Raw genomic sequence first — 19318 nt, forward strand, 5'->3', positions numbered from 1 at the left:
CTCGGCCGGCCCGCCGGCGGCGCGCAAGGCCCCGTCGGGGGCGAGGAGCGCGGCGTCGCGGTAGCGCGGGTTGAGGGCGAGCCAGTCCTCCAGCCGGCCCGCGCGCCAGGAATCGGGCACGGCCGGGTCGTCGAGGCGCAGGAGCAGGGCGGCGTTGCGGGCATCGTTGATCGAGGCGCTCAGCTCCTCGTCGAGCGCGTCGGCATAGGACCGCGCGGCCTGGACGAGGGTCTGGCCGAGGGCGTGCCGCTCGATCCCGGCAGGGCGGGGGGCGCCGGAGAGCATGCCTCCGAACCAGGCCAGCCCGAAAGCCGCGGCCGCCACCGCCGCGAGCTGGGCCGCATTCAGCACCTTGAGCGAGATCCGGACCGAGTCCAGCATGAACGGGTTCCACGGCACGACCCGCGAACACTCCTGGGGAAGTCTTCGCGCCGTACAACCAGGGCCGGCCACCGCTTAAGGTTCGGTTAACGCTGTGCCGGCGACGTGGCCCGTCCGATGTTCCGGGGCCCGCTCAAGCCCCGGTCTCCGGCTCCGCCCCGTCCGCCGCGCCCAGCATGAACCAGACCAAGGCCGCGGTCTTGATCGAGAAGGGCGAGTCGCTGATGACGAGGAGGAGGCAGGTATAGATCGCCATGGCGCAGCGCAGCCGCCAGCCGTCGGGGTTGCGCGCCGGCATCAGGACGAACAGGCCCCAGGCCACCAGCGCGCCGGCCGCCCCGACCTGCGTCAGGGCGTAGGCGTAGCCGGAATCCGACAGGAAGAGCTTGTCCGGCATGATGCCCAGCACGCCTTCCGGCGGCAGCGAGGTGATGAGCAGGGCGGCCCAGAGCAGGCGGCCGGCGATGTCGTTCTGCCAGGTCACCTGCATGCTCTCGAAGCCGTAGACCGTCAGCGCCAGCAGGATCGTGAAGGGCAGGGCGAACCAGAGCAGGCGCGGCAGGCGGTAGCCCACGAGCATCGCCCCCGTGATGGCGACGCAGACATAGGCGCCGAAGCGCGCATCGGCCAGGACGATGGTCATGGCCGCGCAGAGGAACAGCCAGGCCCGGCCCCGCATGGTGCGGCGGTGGAGCGCCCAGGCGAACAGCACCGCGCCGAAATTGCCGGCCGAGACCGGCTCGAGGAACACCGACGAGACCCGGTGCGGCCCGAGGAAGGGCAGGATGGTGCGCGAATCCGGCCGGATGCCGCTGGTGAACAGCGAGCCGGTCAGCTCGTTGATCTCCGACGGGGACATGCTGCCGCGGGCCACGTAGTAGCGCACGATGTTGAAGTATTGCTGGTAGAGGTCGAACAGGCCGTACTCGACCAGGCCCATCACCACCACGATGACGCCGCTGGCCAGCACCGCCCGGTCGGCGCTCGCGAGGTCGGGATGGCGCCGGCCGAGATTGTAGAACACGACCGGGATCAGGAAGTCGCGCAGGCCCTTGACGTCGGTCGAGCCGCGCAGGGCCAGCAGCAGCAGCCCGTAGGACACGAGCCCGGCGAGGATCAGCCACGGGCCCGGCCGCTCGTCGAGGGCGAAGCCGAGGGTGACCGCGATGATCGCCACCTCGGCGCCGATGACGGTGCCGCCGGAGACCGGGAATCCGGCGGTGTTGAGGAAGCAGAGGGCGGCGTTGAAGACCAGCGCCCCGATCAGCACCAGGAAGGCCGCCCGGGCCTGGTAGGGCGCGCGCGGGTCGGCGGCGGGCAGGGCGAGGGCGACGCTCATGCGCCGGTCACGCCGCCCGCATGCCGGCGGGCACGGGCGCGCGGGCCGGCAGCCGCCAGACCGGGCGCCGGGCGCCGGGCGCCTCGACCGTCACGAGGCCGAGGAGGCCCTGCGCCCGGAAGCGGCCGGCGCCGTCGAGGGTCTCGAGCAGGCCCTCCAGGCGGGCACGGGTCATCCGGCCCGGGGCGACGAGGAGGAGGATCGCGTCAGAGGTCTCCGGGATCGACAGCCAGCCGTCGCCCCGCGCGACCTCCCGCTCCGCCACGATGATCTCGGGCCGCGCCGGCCGGTCGGGCCCGCGGGCGGGATCGATGATGGCGAGCCTGCCGCGCACCGGGGCGCCGCCGCGCGGCCCGTCGCCGAAGCCGAGCCGGGCATGGACCGGCTCGGCATGGCCCGGCTCGGCATGGGCCTGCTCGGGCACCAGCAGGGCCGGCTCGCCGAGGCGGATCAGGAGGTCGGCGAGGACCTCCGCCGCCTGCTGGCGCTCGGGCCCGAGACCGTCGGAGGCCACCGTGACAACCACCGGCTGGCCGCGGCCGGAGAACCGGGTGCGCAATTCGCGCGCCGCGGTGACGAGGGCCTGCTCGGTGCTCTCGCCGCGGCCGGCGCGGCCGGGCCGCCGCAGGCGGGCCCAGACCGGGGCGGCGGTGCCGAACCCGGCCACGGTGGTGATGTTGCCGCGCCAGACGTCGTAGAGAAAGCCGAGGATCAGCCCGAGGACGGCGCCGAACAGGCCGGCGGCCGCCACCACGATCGGGGCCGGCGTGTCAGACGGCTTGAGCGGCGCGGTGGCGCGCGACACGATCTGCGAGTTGCTCGGGTTGATCGATTGCTGCTGCTCGAGGTCCTTCACCCGGTCGAGGATGAGGTTGTAGGTGCGCCGGATCGCCTCCGCCTCGCCCTCGAGCTGGCGCAGGCGGATCGATTCCTGGTTGCTGCTGGTCTGGTTCTGGATCAGCCGCTCGGCCCGGCCGCGCAGCTGGCGCAGGGCTTCCTCGGCCCGGCGCAGGTCCTCCTCGATGGTGCGGCGGATCCGGTCGGCCTCCGCCGCGATCAGCCGGGCGGTCGCGGCGCGCTGGGCGGCCAGCCCGACCATCTGCGGATGGCTCGGCCCGAGGCTGCGGGAGAGGGTCGCGATCTCCTGGACCGTCTGGGCGTACTGGGTGCGCAGCGACACCATCACCTGCGAGGTGTCGGCCTCCGGCATCGCCTGGGCCTGGCCGTCCGGCACCCGCAGCTGCCGCACCTGCTCGCGCCGGGCCGAGAGCCGGGCGAGGTTGGTCTCGGCGGCGGTGATCTGGGTGTAGAGGTCCTTGAGCTGCTGCGATACCAGGAGGCCGGCATCGCCGGAGCCGATCAGGCCCTTCTCGGCCCGGTAGCGCTCGACCGCCAGGTCGGCCCGGTTGAGCTGGCCGCGCAGGTCGTCGAGCTGGGTCAGCAGCGCCCGGTTGGCCCGGCGCACCGCCGAGACCCGGTCCCGGGCGCCGACGTCGAAGAACTCCGCCGCGACGGTGTTGGCGATCTCGGCCGCCCGCCGCGCATCCGGATAGGCCACGGTGACCTGGAAGTTGAACGAGTTCTCGACCCGGCGCACCACGATCCGCTTGCGCAGGGCTTCGAGCGCCACCACCGCACGGTCGGCGCCGGGGGGCGCCCCCCGGGTCAGGACCGGGTCGTCGGCGAGATCGAGCTGCGCGATGACCGTGTCGAGGAGCTTGGCCGAGAGCAGGATCAGCGACTGGCTCTCGAGATTGGCGAAATCGACCTGCGCCGGGGCGTCCTGGCGCGACAGGCCGCGCCCGACGATCTGCAGCGCCTGCGGGTCGATGAGGAGCTCGACCGTGGCGCGGTAGGTCGGCACCTGCCTGAGCGCGAACAGGCCGCCCAGTGCCGCCATCACGCAGGCGCTCGCGACGATCCACAGGCTGCGACGGCGGGCGGTGCCCCACAGATCCGCGAGCGTGCCGCCGCTGCCGCGGATGGTGGCCACGGCGGACCCTGCCGTCGACATCTCGTGCCCCTGCCTCATGCGATGCCTGATCGCGGTATCCGTTCGACTGTTCGGCGATGCGGATATCGGCTCCGATCATCCGTCACGCGGGCCGATGGCGGGCTTCCTCGAACAATCGTCTTCCGACGAGGCCCGTCCCTCGACCGTCCCTGATCCGGCAGGGTGCGGACAGGAACTTAATCGTGGTTCGGTTACCGATCCGCCGAGCGCCGCGGCCGGGGGACCATGCCAAACTGAGACAGGTCAGGGCGGGGCAGGTCGGGACGGGGCAGGCTCGCGCTCAGCGCGGCGCAAGCACCGCGTCGTCCGCCCGGATCGCCGCGGCGGAGGCGGCCAGGCGGGCGTCGTTCCGCCTGAACCAGGCGAGGGACGGGCGCTCGACGAAGCGGTAGGTGAGGGCGGCGAGCGGCACCGTGACGGCCACCAGCCCGGCGGCGACCGCGAGGTTGGCCGGGCCCGAGCCGACATCGAGGTACTGGTCGTGCCCGACGATCACCGTCCTGGGCAGGCCGGTGCGCTGCCCGATCGCGTGCATGACCGTGGTGCAGACCTGGATCACCGGCAGGTGCAGCAGGTAGATCGAGAACGACCAGCGGCCGAGGCATTGCGGGAGGCGGGCGCGGGCCAGATCCGACACGGCGCCGCGCTGGTGCGAGAACAGGGCGATCGCGGCGGCGAAGACCAGGCTCGCCCCGTAGCCGACAGGCCCCGCCGGGGCGAGCAGCACCAGGGCCGGCAGGGCGAGGCAGGCCACGGCCTCGGCCCCGGTCGCGGCGGGGCGCGGCAGGCGCAAGGCGTCGCGCAGGGTGTAGGCGAGGCAGCCCAGGAACAGGTCGAACAGGCAGCGCACGATGCCCCAGTTCTGGATCACGAACAGCGTGCGCGGGCTCAGGCACCAGAGGGCGAGGGCGCCGGCGGCCGCGCCTCCGGCGAAGGCGAGGCGCGCCCGGGGGCCCACCGCCATCACGGTCGCGGCGAGGACCAGCGAGGCCCAGAACTCGACCGCGATGCTCCAGGCCGGGAAGTTCCAGCTGTAATCGCCGAAGGTGCGGAAGTTCTGCAGGAACAGGAGATGGGTGACGATCTCGACCGGCCGGTGCCCGGGCCCGAAGGGCGGCGTCGCGACCGCCGGGCCGGCATGGTGCGAGAGATAGGCGAGGCGCAGAGCTTCGAGCAGGACCAGCAGCGAGAGGGTCGCGGCATGCAGCGGCCAGAGCCGGCCGACGCGCATCAGCCCGAAACGCAGGACCTGCCGGCCCGTCCCGAGCCGGTCGCCATAGGCGTGCAGCAGCACGAAGCCCGAGAGCACGAAGAAGACGTCGACGCAGAATTGCAGGTTCGGAAACCAGACCTGCTGCTTCAGCGGATGGACGAGCGGCATGTGGAAGAACGCCACCGCGAGCGCGCAGACGCCCCGCCCCGCATCCAGCGCCTCGAACCGCCCCGTCCTCTCGCCCCCGCCCATGGACCGCCACCCGTGCCGTTCTCGAACACTCTGTCCGGTCCGGGGATGCCGGGCCGATGCTCCGCGCTCGTGCCCGCAGGATCGATGCCGGATCAGGGGCATTCGCCGGCATGGTACACGACGATTCACCAGCCTCGCAGATGGCGTTTGATTTCCGTCTTGTATCTCCCTAAGCCCGAGCAACGAAGATTGAGGACGGGCGATGGCTTCTTCGCAGGACATCCGATCGATTCTGGCACGCCACGGCACCCTCGCCGGCAGGATCGATCGACTCTCGGATGACGATTGCTTGTTCGATCATGGCCTCGACTCGTTCGGCGCGGTCCAGGTGATGATGGACCTGGAAGAGCATTTCGGACTCGAGTTTCCGGAACACCTGCTCAGCCGCGAGGTCTTCTCGACCGTGCGCAACATCCGGAGCTTCGTGTCGGGGCAGGTGCTGCGAAAGGCGGCGTGAACCGGCTGTCGCTGCCACCGGCCCGGACCAGGAGCCGGCCCCTTACCGGACGCCTTCGAGCGGACGCGAAGGCGCTGGCTCGGTGTCATACGGTTTCCGGCTGATCGCTTCGCGATGCGGAAACCGGCTTCGCTCAGGCGCCGCGCGGGCTGGTGATACGGTTTCCGGAAGGGATCTTCCGGAAACCGTATCACTCACAAAACTCCCGATCGCTGTCGTGGCTCGCTATGGCCGCGTCAGCGCAGCGGGAATCTTGTGAGGTGTACCAAGCCCGAACGGGTCTGCGCCGATGCGCCGGAGCGCACCCCGCTCAGTTGAACTTGCCGCTCGCCGCCGCGCCGTCCGGCCCGGTGATCTGCACCACGCCCTTCGGGGTCGCGCCGAGGGGCATCTCGGCCTCGCCGGCGAGGCCCGTCCCGGCCGGGGCCAGGACCACGCGGGCGGGCTTGCCGCCGACGACCAGGATCGCCGTGCCCTTGAAGCCGGCCGGGGAGACCGCCTTCTCCTTGGCGTCGTAGATCGTGACCTCGACGGTCCGGTCCCGGGTCACGAGCTCGATGTGGTAGGGGCCGGCATCGGCGATCCGCCCGCCCTTGTGCCCGGTCCCGTCATGGGCGCAGGCCTGGTGCGCGCAGAGCGGCAGCGCGACGGCCAGGGCGCCGAGGGTGAGAAGTCTCTGGATCAGCATCGGTGTCTCTCTCGGGGTGAGGGGGATCAGAACAGGTCGGCCGCCGGCGCGGCGCCCGGAGGTGCGCGTCCCGGCGCGGCCTCCCGCGCCGCCTGAAGGCGCTCCAGCGGGCGGCGGCCGAAGCGCAGGATCAGCACCGGCGTCAGCAGCGCGTCGAGGAGGGTGGCGCTGACGAGCCCGCCGAAGATCGTCACCGCGACCGGGTGCAGGATCTCCTTGCCGGGGCTCGCCGCGTCGTAGAGGAGCGGCACCAGGGCGACGCCGGCCGAGAGCGCGGTCATCAGCACCGGCGTCAGCCGCTCGAGGCTTGCGCGCACCACCAGGCCCGGCCCGAACGGCACGCCCTCGTGGAGGGCGAGGTTCAGGGTGTGGCTGACCTTGAGGATGCCATTGCGGGCCGCGATGCCGGTGAGCGTGATGAAGCCGATCATCGAGGCGACCGAGAGCGGCTGCCCGGCGAGCCACAGGGCCGCCACGGAGCCGACGAGGGCGAGCGGCACGCTGCACAGGATGATCAGCGCCAGCGCGACCGAGCGGTAGCGGCTGTAGAGCAGCGCGAAGATCAGCCCGAGGGAGACGAGCGAGAGCGCCCCGATGGTGCGGCTCGCCTCTTCCTGCGCCTGGAAGGTGCCCTCGAGGCTCGCGAAGGCGCCGGGCGGCAGGGTCTCGGCGGCGACGGCCTTGCGGATCGCCGCGACGATCTCCGCCATGTCGGACCCAGGCACGGTGTTCGCCATCACGACGAGGCGCCGCCTGCCGTTCTCGCGCAGGATCTGGTTCGGGCCGTCGGTCTCGCGGATGTCGGCGACCTGGCGCGCCGGCACCCAGCCGGACGGCGTCTCGATCAGGAGGTCGCCAAGGCCCGTCGTGGTGCGCTGCGCTTCGGGGAGGCGCAGCACCACGTCGAAGCGGCGATAGCCGTCGACCACCGTCGAGACCAGGCGCCCGTTGGAGAGCCGGCTGATCTGGTCGACCACCGCCGCCGGCTGCACCCCGTAGAGCGCGGCACGGCCGTAATCGACCCGGATCTCGAGTTGCGGAATCCGGGTCTGCTTCTCGACCTGGAGGTCGGCGAGGCCCGGAATCGACCGCATCCGCTCCTGGAGCGACGCCGCCACGCGACGCAGGGCATCGAGATCCTCGCCGAAGATTTTCAAGGCGATCTCGGCCCGGACACCGGACAGCATGTGGTCGAGACGGTGCGAGATCGGCTGGCCGACATTGACCGAGACCGGCAGCGCCGCGAGGCGATTGCGGATCTCGGCCACCAGCTCCGCCTTCGGCCGGCCCCCCCCTTTGAGCGCCACTTCGAGGTCCGAGGAATGGACGCCCTCGGCATGCTCGTCGAGCTCGGCCCGGCCGGTGCGCCGTCCGACCGCCGCGACCTCCGGGATCTCCATCAGCAGCCGCTCGGCGATGGCGCCCACCCGGCTGCTCTCGGTGAGCGAGATGCCGGGGGTGAAGGCCATGGTGACGGTGAACGAGCCCTCGTTGAACGGCGGCAGGAAGGCCCGCGGCAGTTGCGAGGCGGCGATCCCCGCGCCCGCCACGAGCGTGGCGACCGTGCCGACGAGCAGGCGCTGATGGCCGAACACCACCGCCAGGGCGGCGGCGTTGAGGCGCTTGAGCCCGCGGATGAAGCGGCTCTCGTGCTCCTCCAGGCTCTTCATGCCGGGCAACAGCCAGGAGGCGAGGACCGGCGTCAGGGTGATCGAGACCACGAGGCTCGCCAGGATCGACACGATGTAGGCCTGGCCGAGCGGCGCGAAGAGCCGCCCCTCGATGCCCGAGAGAGCAAAGAGCGGCACGAAGACCAGCACGATGATCGCGGTCGCGTAGACGATGCCGGAGCGCACCTCGTTCGAGGCCGACACCACGACGTCGAAGACCGGGCGCGGATTGCCGGCGGCCCGGTTCTCGCGCAGGCGCCGAAAGATGTTCTCGACATCGACCACCGCGTCGTCGACCAGCTCGCCGATGGCGATGGCGAGCCCCCCGAGGGTCATGGTGTTGATCGACAGCCCGAGGAGATGGAACACGAGCGCCGTCGTCAGGATCGAGACGGGGATCGCGGTGAGCGAGATCAGCGTGGTGCGGACGTTCAGGAGGAACGCGAACAGCACGAGCGCCACGACGGCGATCGCCTCGACCAGCACCCGCTCGACATTGCCGATCGAGGTCTCGATGAAGTCGGCCTGGCGAAACAGGATCCTGTCGGCGGAGATGCCGGCCGGCAGCGAGGGCGCCATCTCTTTCAGCGCCGCCTCGATCGAGCGGGTCAGCGCCACGGTGTCGATGTCGGGCTGCTTCTCGACCGAGACGATCACTGCCGGCTTGCCCTGGTAGCCGCCCTCGCCGCGCTTGGCCTTCGCCGCGAAGGAGACCTCGGCGACCTGCCGCAGCCGCACCGGGGCGTTGCCGGTGGCACCGACCACGAGGTCGCGCAGATCCTCCAGGCTCATCGTGCGGCCGATGTTCCGGATCAGGTACTCGCGGGAATACTGGTCGGTGAAGCCGCCGCCGGCATTGGTGCCGAATTGCTGGAGCGCCGCATCGAGCTGGGCGTTGGTGAGCCCGAGCGCCCGCATCGCCGCCGGGTTCGGGGCGACGCGGAACTGGCGCACCTCGCCGCCGATCGGGATGACCTGGGCGACGCCCGGGATCGTGAGGAGGCGCGGGCGGAGCACGAAATCGGCGGTCTCGCGCAGCTCCATCGGCGACAGGGCCTCGCCCGTCACCGCGATCAGCATCACCTGGCCCATGATCGAGGAGACCGGGCCCATCTGGGGCGTGACCCCGCGGGGCAGCTGGTCCTGGACCAGGCTCAGCCGCTCGGCGACCTGCTGGCGGTTGCGGTAGATGTCGGTGCCCCAGGCGAACTCGACATAGATGACGGACAGGCCGACCCCCGAGACCGAGCGCAGCCGGGTCACCCCGGGCAGGCCGTTGAGCCGGGTCTCGATCGGATAGGTCACCATCTGCTCGACCTCGGGGGGCGCGTAGCCCTCGGCCTCGGTCATGATGGTGACGGTCGGGCGGTTGAGGTCGGGGAAGACGTCGACCGGGAGCCGGGTGAGGCTGAACGCGCCGTAGAGCACCAGCACGCAGGCCAGCGCCAGGACCAGCAGGCGGTTGCGCAGGGATTGCGCGACCAGGAAGGAGAACATGTTTCGCCTCTCCCTACCGGACCTGGTCCAGGAGCTCGGCGCCCTGGACCACCACGCGGGTGCCGGGCGTCACCCCGGCCTCGACCAGCACCCGGGTCCCGTCGAGAGGTGCCACCCGCACCGGCCTCGCCTCGTAGCGCTCGGCGCCCGTATGGGCGTAGACCACGTCCTGGCCGTTCGCCGTGCGCACCACGCTCGCCCGCGGCAGGGCGAGGCCCTTCCGCTCGGCATCGGTGGCGGCGAGCACGGTGACGAACTGGCCGACCCGCAGGCCTTCCGTGCCGCCCTGGATCGCGAACTGGACCGGAATCGCCTGGTTGCGGTCGGCGAGCCCCGCGCCCTGATAGGCGAGCGGCAGGCTGCGGCCGTCGGCGAGCCGCGCGGCGGCATCAGAAGCGGGCGTCAGGGCGTCGAAGCTCAGGGCCTCGACCCAGAGCTTCCCCGGATCGACGATCTGGAACACCATCTGGCCGGGATTGGCCATCTGGCCGGCCACGGCCGCGGCCTCGGCGATCACCCCGCCGACCGGGGCGGTGAGAACCTCCGGCTCCTGGCGGATGCGGTCGAGGGCGGTGCGGCGGTCCTTGAGGCCCTTCAACTCGTCCTGCGCCTCGTCGAGCTGGACCTGCGAGACCGCGCCGCCGAGGCTAAGCTTCTGGTAGCGGTCGACCCGGCGCTGCACGATGGCGATCTGCTGGTCCAGCTCGCCCTGGCGCTGGCGCATGTCGGAGAGGTCGACCCGCTGCACCGGCGGGGTGACCAGCGCCAGCACCTCGCCCGCGCGGACCCTGGTGCCGAGCCGCGGGAAGGTGCCCGAGGGCGGCGGCGCCAAGCGCCCGCCGACCGAGGATTGCACCACGCCGCTGGCATTCGGGTCCGGGATGATGCGGCCGGGCAGCGACACGGTGCGGCGGAACGCGCCCTCGGCCGCGACCTGCGTGCGCAGGGAGAGCAGGCGCTGGGTGGCTTTCGGCACGAACACCGCCCCGTCGGCGAGGCGCTGGGCGAGGTCGGTGGGCGGGGGCACGAAGGCCGCGCGGACCTCGGGATGGCCTTGGCCCGCTCCTTCATACGCGAAGGCGGTGGCGCCGAGGACCAGGGCCGCGGCGAGCACCAGCACGGCGAGGACCGGCGCCCGGCGCCCGGCCCGCATCAGCCCCATGGCGGCGAGGCCGAGCACGAAGCCCCCGGCCGCGGCGAGGCCGGCGCCGGGATCGCGGGCGGCGAGGCGGTTGGTCACGGCCTCGGCGAGCCTGTGCAGCCAGCCCTCGCCCGCATGCCCCGAGTCAGGCGCGGCCGCATGGCCCGCCTCCTGCCCGGCCTGGGCGGACTCGGCGGCCTTCGGCAGCGCGACGCTCAGCGGCAGCACGTCCACCTCGGCACCGGCCGTCACCGTGACGACGAGGTCGAGGTGGTCCCGGCCGGGATCGCGCGTCGCGAGCCAGGGGGCGGGCAGGCGATAGCTGCCGTCCGGGGTGGCTTCGGCCGTGGCGGGGCCGGCCGGCGTCTCGACCTCCAGGGTGGCCTCGGTGATCGGCTCGCCCGTGGCGAAGCGGTCGAGATAGAGCACCAGGGCGTCGCCCCGGGGGATCGCCACCAGCTCGAAGGCGGCGGAGGACGCCTCGCCCCGCGGCGCGATGGTCTTCGAGACCGGCGCCTGCGGGGCGCCGTGGTCGTGGCCCTCGTGGGCGCGGGCGAGGGGGGAGAGGAACGGCAGCGCCAAGAGGAGCAGCGCCAAGTGAAGCAGCGCCAAGAGGGCGAGTGTCATTCGGGCGAGCGCCGCGGCCAGCGCACGCGACGCGGCCGGCAACCGGAACGGGGACATGGGTGGGTGGACCTTCGCGGGCGGACGTCTGGGTGCGCCCGCGGGCGGCCACCCGTCAGGGCGGCGCACCGGCGCGGGACGCGGGCGTCAGGCGAAGGGTCTCGGGGGTCTCGCGGGGGAGTCGGGTGCGATGCCGGCGGGCAGCGCGTCCTCGGCCGCGGTCAGGCGGCGGGCCGGTGTGAGAGCCGGAAACGCCGCCAGGCCGTCCGGCAGCAGGCCGGGCACGCAGCAGGAGGCCCCCATCAGGCAGCACAGCCCGTTGCAGGGCCGGGCGGCCGGCGCCTCGTCAGGGTCGGCGGCGGTCAGGCGCGGGCCTTGCGCGGCGGAGCGCGCCTCGGCCAGCGTGAGCACCGCCGCGGCGGGCGCGTCCACGGCCTTCCCGTGGTGGGCGTAGCCCTGATGCGCATGCCCTTGATGACCACGCCCCTGATGAGCTTGGGCCGCAGAAGCCCCGACCACCGACGCGCTGACGCACGCGGCGATCAGAACGATCACCACGGCGAGGAGCCGTGCGAGGGGGTGGGGCAGGGTCATGCCCCCAGGATAGCAGATTCGGGATCGGAAGGAAGCGGGAGCGTCGCTCAGCCCGGCCCCGCCGTCTTGTCCGGGTAGCGGCAGAGGTCGGCGATCGCGCAGCGCCAGCATTCGGGCTTCCTCGCCTTGCAGGTGTAGCGCCCGTGCAGGATCAGCCAGTGATGGGCGTTGAGGCGGTAGGGCTCGGGGACGATCGCCTCCAGCCCCGCCTGGACCTTGTCGGTGGTGCTGCCGGGCGCGAGCGGGATGCGGTTCGAAACCCGGAAGATGTGGGTGTCGACGGCGATGGTCGGCTCGCCGAAGGCGACGTTGAGCACCACGCTCGCGGTCTTCTTGCCGACGCCCGGCAGCACCTCCAGGTGCGCGCGCGCCCGCGGCACCTCGCCGCCATGCTCCTCGATCAGGATGCGCGACAGCGCGATGACGTTCTTGGCCTTGGTGTTGAACAGCCCGATCGTGCGGATGTGGTGGCGCACCACCTCCTCGCCGAGGGCCAGCATCGCCGCCGGGTTGTCGGCGCGGGCAAACAGCGGCGCGGTGGCGAGGTTGACGCTCTTGTCGGTCGCCTGGGCCGAGAGCACCACCGCGACGAGGAGCGTGTAGGGGTTCAGGTATTCGAGATCGGAGCGCGGCTCGGGGTTGGCGGCGCTCAAACGAGCGAAGATCTCCCGCAAAGTCGCGGCGTCGACCGGCTCCGGCGTGATCGCGCGGGCGGTGAGGGGCTTCACCAGCCCCGCCTTGGCAGGGTCTGCCTTCGCAAGACTCGGCTTGGCGAGTCCCGCCTTCGCAAGACTCGGCTTGGCGAGTCCCACCTTCGCAGGTGCGGTGATTTTGTCGGGGGCGGCCTGCTTCCGGCGAGTCATGGGTGCCTTATATTGGGCGCATGGCGAGCGGCAAGGCACCGGACGACGCAAGGACGCGGCACCCCTACGGGCGCGACCCGGACGCGATCGAGCGCCCGGTCTATTCCGCGACCATCCGGCCGCATTGCTCCCTGTCGCGCCTGGGCTTCCGGGTCGTCATGGTGGCCTGCGGCGGCGTCGCGCTGGTGACGGGACTCGCCTTCCTGCAGATGGGGATGTGGCCGGTCACCGGCTTCTTCGGCCTCGACATCGCGGCCCTGTGGCTGGCGCTCACCCTCAATGCCCGCCGCGGCCGCTCCTTCGAGGAGGTGGTGATCAGCCAGATCGAGGTGCTGGTCGCGCGCGTCAGCCATCGCGGCGAGCGGGCCGAGTGGCGCTTCAACCCGCTCTGGACCCGGCTGCACAAGGTCGAGGACGAGGAATACGGGCTCCTGTCGCTGTCCTTCGTGTCCCGCGGGCAGCGCGTGCTCGTCGCCCGCGACGCCTCGCCGGCGGAGCGGCAGGCGGTGGCGGAGGGGCTGACGCGGGCCTTGGCGGAGGTGAAGAAGGGGTATTGAGGGATTGAGCCTGTTCGATCGGCCCGAATCGGTTTGACACCCTTCGCGTCATTCCGGAGCCGCGAAAGCGGAGCCCGGGATCCATCACCACTGACGATGCAAGACAAGGCGAGCCGCGCTTCGCTTCTTCCTGGACGGTCGGCAGTTATGGATCCCGGGTTCTCGTCTTCGACGCGCCGCGGGATGACGCGGAGGACACCAGTATTGTTGCTGATGGAAATGACGCCTATTTTCTCTTCCTCGCCGGCTTCCGCAACCACTCCGCCAGCTTGGTGAACCGCGGCTTCGCCCCGCCCCGCACCGCGATCGCCACCGCGCGGGTCTGGGCCACCAGCACCACCAGCCTCTTGCCCCGGGTCACCCCCGTATAGAGCAGGTTGCGGGCGAGCATCGTGTAGTGCTGCGTCGCCACCGGGATCACCACGGCGGGGTATTCCGAGCCTTGCGACTTGTGGATCGTGATGGCGTAGGCGGGGCTCAGCGCGTCGAGTTCCTCATACGGCCAGGTCACCTCGCGCCCGTCGAAGCCGGCGGTGAGCAGGCCCTCCTCGGGATCGACCCGCAGCACCACCCCGAGATCGCCGTTGAACACCTCGCGGTCGTAGTCGTTCTGGCCCACCATCACCCGGTCGCCGGGGGCGAAGACCCAGCCGAAGCGCTCGACCGAGACGGCCGGGTTCGGGTTCAGCACCCGCTGGAGCGCCTGGTTGAGATGACGGCTCCCCAATGCCCCGCGGGTCATCGGGCAGAGCACCTGCACGTCCTTGACCGGGTCGAGGCCGAAGCGGCGCGGGATGCGGCGGGTGACGATCTCGACCAGCTTCTCGGCCCCGGCCTCGGGATCGTCGATCCGCACCACGAAGAAGTCGCCGTCCGGCGTGTCGGCGCCTTGCGGCATCTGCCCGGCATTGATCCGGTGGGCGCCCGTGACGATCCGGCTCTCGGCCGCCTGGCGAAAGACCTCCGTGAGCCGCGCCACCGCGACGCGGCCCGAGTCGATCACGTCGGCGAGCACCCGGCCCGGTCCGACCGAGGGCAGCTGGTCGACGTCGCCGACGAGCCAGAGCGCGGCATGGCGCGGCAGGGCCCGGGTGAGAGCGTTCATCAGCGGCACGTCGATCATCGAGGCCTCGTCCAGCACCAGGAGGTCGCAGGAGAGCGGGCTGTGCTCGTTGCGCTGGAAGCCGCCGTGGCGCGGGTCGATCTCGAGCAGGCGGTGGATGGTCTTGGCCTCGCGGCCGGTCTGCTCGCTCATCCTTTTGGCGGCGCGGCCCGTGGGAGCGGCGAGCAGCACCTCGGCCTTCGCCTCGTCGAGCATCCGCAGCAATGCGTCGAGGGTGCTGGTCTTGCCGACGCCGGGCCCGCCGGTCATCACCGCGACCTTGGCGTTGAGGAGCGTCGCGGCGGCGGTCCTCTGCGAGGGCGAGAGCGGCCGGCCGGTCTCGGCTTCCACCTTCGCCAACGCTGCGCCCGCGTCGATCTCGTCCCAGGGCAGGGGGGCGTCGTCGAGGGCAATCAGCCGCTCGGCGATGGCGGCTTCCGCCGCGTGCAGGCCGCGCAGGAACAGGTGCGGCACGTCGGCGATCGTGTCCATCACCACCGAGTCACCGCCGATCTCCTCGACGAGGGCGGTGCGCAGCAGGCCCGCCTCCACCGCCAGCAGTTCGGCGGCACGGGTGATCAGCTCCGGCACCGGCAGGGCGCAATGGCCGTCGTCCATGGCGGCCTGAAGCGCGTAGGCGAGGCCGGCGCGCAGGCGCTCCGGCGCCGTCGGCGACAGGCCGAGCTTCGCCGCGATGGCGTCGGCGGTGCGAAAGCCGATGCCGCGCACGTCGCGGGCGAGCCGGTAGGGATCCTCGGTCATCACCTGGACCGAGTCGGTGCCGTAGGTCTTGAAGATCCGCACCGCCCGGGCGGTGCCGACGCCGTGGGCGTGCAGGAACACCATGATCTCCCGCACCACCTTGTGCTCGGCCCAGGCCGCCGTGATCCGGGCCGCCCGGGTCGGGCCTATCCCCGAGACCTCGGTGAGGCGCTCCGGCGCCGCCTCGATCACCGCGAAGGTGTCGGCCCCGAAGGCCTTGACGATGCGCTTGGCCATCTCCGGCCCGATGCCGCGCATCTGGCCCGAGGCGAGATAGCGACTGATGCCCTCGACGCCGGTGGGCGGGGTCGCCGCCAGGGTGTCGGCGCGGAATTGCAGCCCGTGCTCGCGGTCGCTGACCCAGGCGCCCGTGGCGGTCACCCACTCGCCCGCCGCCACCGCCGGGGCGTGGCCGATCACCGCCACGAGGTCGCGCCGGCCCCGCGCCTTGACCTTCAGGACGCAGAACCCGCTCTCGGCATTGTGGAAGGTGACGCGCTCGATCGACCCGGCGAGGGCGTCGGGCGAGCGGGAGCGCGGGGGAGCGGCGAAGGCGGCCATCGGCACGCCATCACATCGGGCGGGGAGGGAGGGCCCGCAAGGGCCGCCCGGTCCTCTACCCCTCCCGCTCGAAGATCAGGTTCAGCCGCGTCTTGGCGATCTGGCGGTAGCCGTGGCGGGCGAGGAGGGCGGCGAGGTCGGTCTGCCACAGGTCGGTGCCGTCCTCGACGACGAGGAGGCGCGGATGCAGGGAAGGCGGTGCCTGGCGCAGGAATGGCTCCAGGATCAGGTCCTCGGCCCCCTCGACGTCGAGCTTGATCGCGTCGATCCGGGTCAGGCCCTCGCCGCGCACCAGGTCGAGGAGGGACACCGCCGGCACCCGAATCGCCGCGCCCTCGTTGGTGCCCACCACCTTGAGGCTCGACTCGCCGCGGTTGCGGGGATCGACGAACAGGGTCATCTCGCCGGCCTTGTCAGCCACCGCGCAGGCCACCGCCTTGACGCTGCCGAACGGGTTCTGGGCGATGTTGAAGGTGAGCTTGTCGAAGATGTCCGGCTGCGGCTCCACCGCCAGGATCCGCGCGCCGGGGCCGGCGGCGGCGGCCACGAACAGCGCGTAGGCCCCGACATTCGCCCCGATGTCGAGGAAGACGCAGTCCGGCCCGATCCGCCCGGCCAGGATCTGGCGCTCGAGCGGGTCGAAGAACTGCGGGGTGAAGAGTACCTTCTTCTCGCAGTTGTTGTTGTAGGGGTGCAGCCGCATCCGTGCGCCGTAGCGCTCGACGTCGAGGGGCCGGCCGCGCAGCAGGCGGATGGCGCAGCGGCGCAGGAGCAGGGCGAGGCGCCGTGCGCCCCAGCTCTCGTCGGGCAGGCGCTCGGTGCGGGAGACGATCCAGCGCACGAGCCCGGCGGGCGCGTAGGTACCGAAGGGGTGGGTGGTCTGTGTCATCGGGCCGGTTCGAAGCCGCGGCGCACCGCGGCCGCCCCGCAAGGCGGGACAGGTGGAAGTCTCGTGGCGCGCCTCATGCCACCCCGGCGGGCGGGCGGCAATGGACCGCCTCGGGCCCGCGGGGCCGGGACCGGTTCAGGCGAGCGGGCCGGGGATCGCCTGCTCGGCCTCCGAGGTCAGCCGCGCCTCGTGCCGGCGCACGAACAGCCACAGGGCGATGCCGCCGAACACCACGAAGGCCAGCAACCCGAGGCCGATCGGCCCGACGACGTGCTCGATCGAGCGTCCGCACAGATAGGCGCCGAAGCCCATCAGCGAGGCCCAGGCGATGCCGCCGGCGGCGTTGAACAGGAAGAAGCGGCGGGCATCGAACTGGTTCACCCCGGCGAGCAGCGCCGCGTAGGCGCGCAGCATCGCGGTGAAGCGGCCGAAGAACACGATCTTGCCGCCGTGGCGCTGGAAGAGATACTGGCCGAGCTTGAGCCGACGGTGGTCGAGGGCGATCTTGGAGCCGTGCTTGAGCAGCAGCGGCATGCCCCAGCGCCGACCGACCCAGTAGCCGACATTGTCACCGATGATCGCGGCGGCTGCCGCCGCCAGCACCACGAGGCCGATGCGCAGCTGCCCCGTCGAGCCGGCATAGACCGCCGCGGAGATCAGCGCCGTCTCGCCCGGCATCGGCACGCCGGCGCTCTCGAGGGTGATGACCAGGAAGATCGCCCAGTAGCCGTAATGGGAAATCAGGTCGGCGACCGGCAGGTCGTGGAGGAAATGCATTCTCGTACCGCTGACACTCGATGTCGGGCGGCGCCGTGTCGCGCCCCGATGCCCCGAGATAAGGGGATCGATCGTGGCTCTTCCAGGGCAACGCACGGCTCGCGTTCAGCAATCGTGAGGCAACATCGCCGTCGTACTGGCGACGCATTGCCGTGTGGAATGACCCTGCGCAGGAGACGTGCCGGGGCGACGTACCGGGGCGACTTGCCGGGGGCGACGTGCCACAGGCGCAAGGCCGCGCCGCCGGCACGACATGAGAGGCGTCGCACGGGGGGTCGGTTGGTGTTTCCAGGTCCGGGTTGTCCAGGTCGATGAACGAATTGTCTCCCATCCGGACCGACGACGCGGTCGAGGCGCCGCCCCGCCGGCGCGGCCGCGGGCTGGTCTGGCTCCTCGTGCTGCTGGCGCTCGCGGGCCTCGGCTATTGGGCCTACCGCACCTATCTCCCGGACGGGTTCAGGAAGCCCGAAACCCAGCAGGCCGGCGCCGGCCGGCGCGGCGGCGGGCGTCGCGGCGCGGGCGGGGAGGGGCCGCAGGCGGTCGGCGTCGCCACCGTCCAGAAGGGCGACATGCCGGTGGTGCTGTCGGGCCTCGGCACCGTGACGCCGCTCGCCACCGTGACGATCCGCTCGCAGGTGAGCGGCTACCTGACCCAGATCGGGTTCCGCGAGGGCCAGACCGTCAAGGCCGGTGACTTCCTGGCCCAGATCGACGTGCGGCCCTACGAGGCGCTGCTGGCGCAGTACCAGGGCCAGCTCCTGCGCGACCAGGCGCTGCTCCAGAACGCCCGCCTCGACCTCGCCCGCTACCAGACCCTGAACCGTCAGGATTCGATCTCGAAGCAGAACGTCGACACGCAAGCCGCGACGGTCAAGCAGTACGAGGGCATCGTCGCCTCCGACCAGGCGCAGATCGACCAGCAGAAGCTCAACATCAGTTACGGCCGCATCACCGCGCCGGTCGAGGGCCGGGTGGGCCTGCGCCAGATCGACCAGGGCAACTACGTCACCGCCGCCTCGACCGGCATCGTCGTGGTCACCCAGCTCCACCCGATCTCGGTGCTGTTCACCCTGCCGGAGACCGTGCTGCTGCGGGTGATGGAGCGGCTGCGCGCCGGCGCCACCCTGCCGGTGCGGGTCTTCGACCGGTCGGACACGACCGAGATCGCCCGCGGCAATCTCGACACCGTCGACAACCAGATCGACGTGACGACCGGCACGGTGAAGCTGCGCGCCCTGTTCCCCAACAAGGACGACCGGCTGTTTCCCAACCAGTTCGTCAATGCCCGCCTCGACGTCGACACGGTGCGCGATGCCGCCCTGGTGCCGGCCGCCGCCGTCCTGCGCGGCACGCCGGGCACCTACGTCTATCTCCTCACCGGCGAGGACAAGGTCGCGGTGCGCCCGATCGAGATCGGCGAGAGCGACGGCGTGCGGACCGTGGTGACCAAGGGACTGGCGGTCGGCGACCGGGTGGTGGTGGATGGGACCGACCGGCTGAAGGACGGGGCGTCGGTGCGGGTGACCGGCGGGCGGCCGGAGACGGCGGCCGGGCCGGAGGCGGCGAAGCCGATGGAGGGGGAGGGCGCTGCGGCCCAGCCGAAGCCGGAGACTCCCCGTCCCGAGGGCGAGCGCCCGCATCGCCGTCGGCAGAGCCAGAACCCGTGACCATCGTGAGACGCACCGCCGATAACCCTCCCCCCTCTGCGGGGGAGGGTGGCGAAAGGAGTGAGCAGGGAGAGGGGCAGCGCGACGCTTCAAGACCTGGCGCCCTTCAGAACGGTTCCGCGTCATCCGGAAACGTGGTTCCCCTCTCCCGCCCCGCATGCGCGGGGCACCCTCCCCCGCAGAGGGGGGAGGGTTCAGGGACGGCGAGCTTGAGGAGGGGTGGATGGAGCAAGAGAAGCGAAATCCGGTCTCCGAACGACTCAGAGACTT

Annotated in this window: 14 protein-coding genes and 1 pseudogene; 3 read left to right on the plus strand and 12 right to left on the minus strand. The window is 71.8% G+C overall.

Translation table 11 applies throughout. From position 1 onward, the window contains the following. The 4 genes and pseudogenes from VQ03_RS27725 to VQ03_RS27740 all read right to left on the minus strand — a co-directional run. Positions 1–381, minus strand: a pseudogene (locus tag VQ03_RS27725) (response regulator); the annotation flags it as partial. Positions 382–514: 133 nt separating this feature from the next. Beyond that, entirely contained in the window at positions 515–1720 is a 1206-nt protein-coding gene (locus VQ03_RS27730) for a hypothetical protein (RefSeq protein ID WP_048454152.1), read from the minus strand. A 7-nt stretch (positions 1721–1727) separates the two neighbouring features. Beyond that, positions 1728–3713: a GumC family protein gene (locus tag VQ03_RS27735; RefSeq protein WP_048454153.1), complete on the minus strand. Its 1986-nt coding sequence runs from the start codon at positions 3711–3713 to the stop codon at positions 1728–1730. A 301-nt stretch (positions 3714–4014) separates the two neighbouring features. Next, complete coding sequence (locus VQ03_RS27740) at positions 4015–5199, minus strand: acyltransferase family protein (RefSeq protein ID WP_048454154.1); 1185 nt, start codon at positions 5197–5199, stop codon at positions 4015–4017. A 202-nt stretch (positions 5200–5401) separates the two neighbouring features. Here VQ03_RS27740 and VQ03_RS27745 point away from each other — a divergent pair, with 202 nt between their 5' ends. Beyond that, the gene (locus VQ03_RS27745; protein ID WP_048454155.1) at positions 5402–5656 is read left to right on the plus strand and encodes an acyl carrier protein; all 255 of its coding nucleotides are present in this window, start codon (positions 5402–5404) and stop codon (positions 5654–5656) included. Positions 5657–5966: 310 nt separating this feature from the next. On the opposite strand, the gene VQ03_RS27750 is transcribed toward VQ03_RS27745, so the two are convergent. From VQ03_RS27750 to nth, 5 genes are all read right to left on the minus strand, one after another. Beyond that, complete coding sequence (locus VQ03_RS27750) at positions 5967–6344, minus strand: hypothetical protein (RefSeq protein WP_048454156.1); 378 nt, start codon at positions 6342–6344, stop codon at positions 5967–5969. Between the two features lie 26 nt (positions 6345–6370). After that, the gene (locus tag VQ03_RS27755; RefSeq protein WP_048454157.1) at positions 6371–9511 is read right to left on the minus strand and encodes an efflux RND transporter permease subunit; all 3141 of its coding nucleotides are present in this window, start codon (positions 9509–9511) and stop codon (positions 6371–6373) included. Between the two features lie 13 nt (positions 9512–9524). Next, positions 9525–11279 (minus strand): efflux RND transporter periplasmic adaptor subunit, encoded by a 1755-nt coding sequence (locus VQ03_RS27760; protein ID WP_048454164.1) that lies wholly within the window; start codon positions 11277–11279, stop codon positions 9525–9527. Between the two features lie 144 nt (positions 11280–11423). Beyond that, the gene (locus tag VQ03_RS27765) at positions 11424–11708 is read right to left on the minus strand and encodes a hypothetical protein (protein ID WP_048454158.1); all 285 of its coding nucleotides are present in this window, start codon (positions 11706–11708) and stop codon (positions 11424–11426) included. A gap of 209 nt (positions 11709–11917) precedes the next feature. Further along, on the minus strand, positions 11918–12733 hold the full coding sequence (gene nth / locus VQ03_RS27770) for an endonuclease III (RefSeq protein WP_083468259.1): 816 nt from the start codon (positions 12731–12733) through the stop codon (positions 11918–11920). A gap of 20 nt (positions 12734–12753) precedes the next feature. Between nth and VQ03_RS27775 the strand changes: the two genes are divergently transcribed. Continuing rightward, entirely contained in the window at positions 12754–13290 is a 537-nt protein-coding gene (locus tag VQ03_RS27775) for a DUF2244 domain-containing protein (protein WP_048454159.1), read from the plus strand. A 226-nt stretch (positions 13291–13516) separates the two neighbouring features. On the opposite strand, the gene recD2 is transcribed toward VQ03_RS27775, so the two are convergent. The 3 genes from recD2 to VQ03_RS27790 form a co-directional block, all read right to left on the minus strand. Continuing rightward, entirely contained in the window at positions 13517–15715 is a 2199-nt protein-coding gene (gene recD2, locus VQ03_RS27780; RefSeq protein WP_048454160.1) for an SF1B family DNA helicase RecD2, read from the minus strand. A gap of 55 nt (positions 15716–15770) precedes the next feature. Further along, a complete protein-coding gene (locus VQ03_RS27785; RefSeq protein WP_048454161.1) occupies positions 15771–16604 on the minus strand; it encodes an FkbM family methyltransferase in 834 nt (277 codons plus the stop codon). 135 nt (positions 16605–16739) lie between these two features. Further along, positions 16740–17381 (minus strand): DedA family protein, encoded by a 642-nt coding sequence (locus VQ03_RS27790; protein ID WP_048454162.1) that lies wholly within the window; start codon positions 17379–17381, stop codon positions 16740–16742. Between the two features lie 311 nt (positions 17382–17692). Here VQ03_RS27790 and VQ03_RS27795 point away from each other — a divergent pair, with 311 nt between their 5' ends. Continuing rightward, positions 17693–19048, plus strand: a complete 1356-nt coding sequence (locus VQ03_RS27795; RefSeq protein ID WP_048454163.1) for an MdtA/MuxA family multidrug efflux RND transporter periplasmic adaptor subunit — start codon at positions 17693–17695, stop codon at positions 19046–19048. The last annotated feature ends 270 nt before the right edge of the window (positions 19049–19318 follow it).

The sequence above is a fragment of the Methylobacterium tarhaniae genome (assembly GCF_001043955.1).
Taxonomy (GTDB): Bacteria; Pseudomonadota; Alphaproteobacteria; order Rhizobiales; family Beijerinckiaceae; genus Methylobacterium; species Methylobacterium tarhaniae.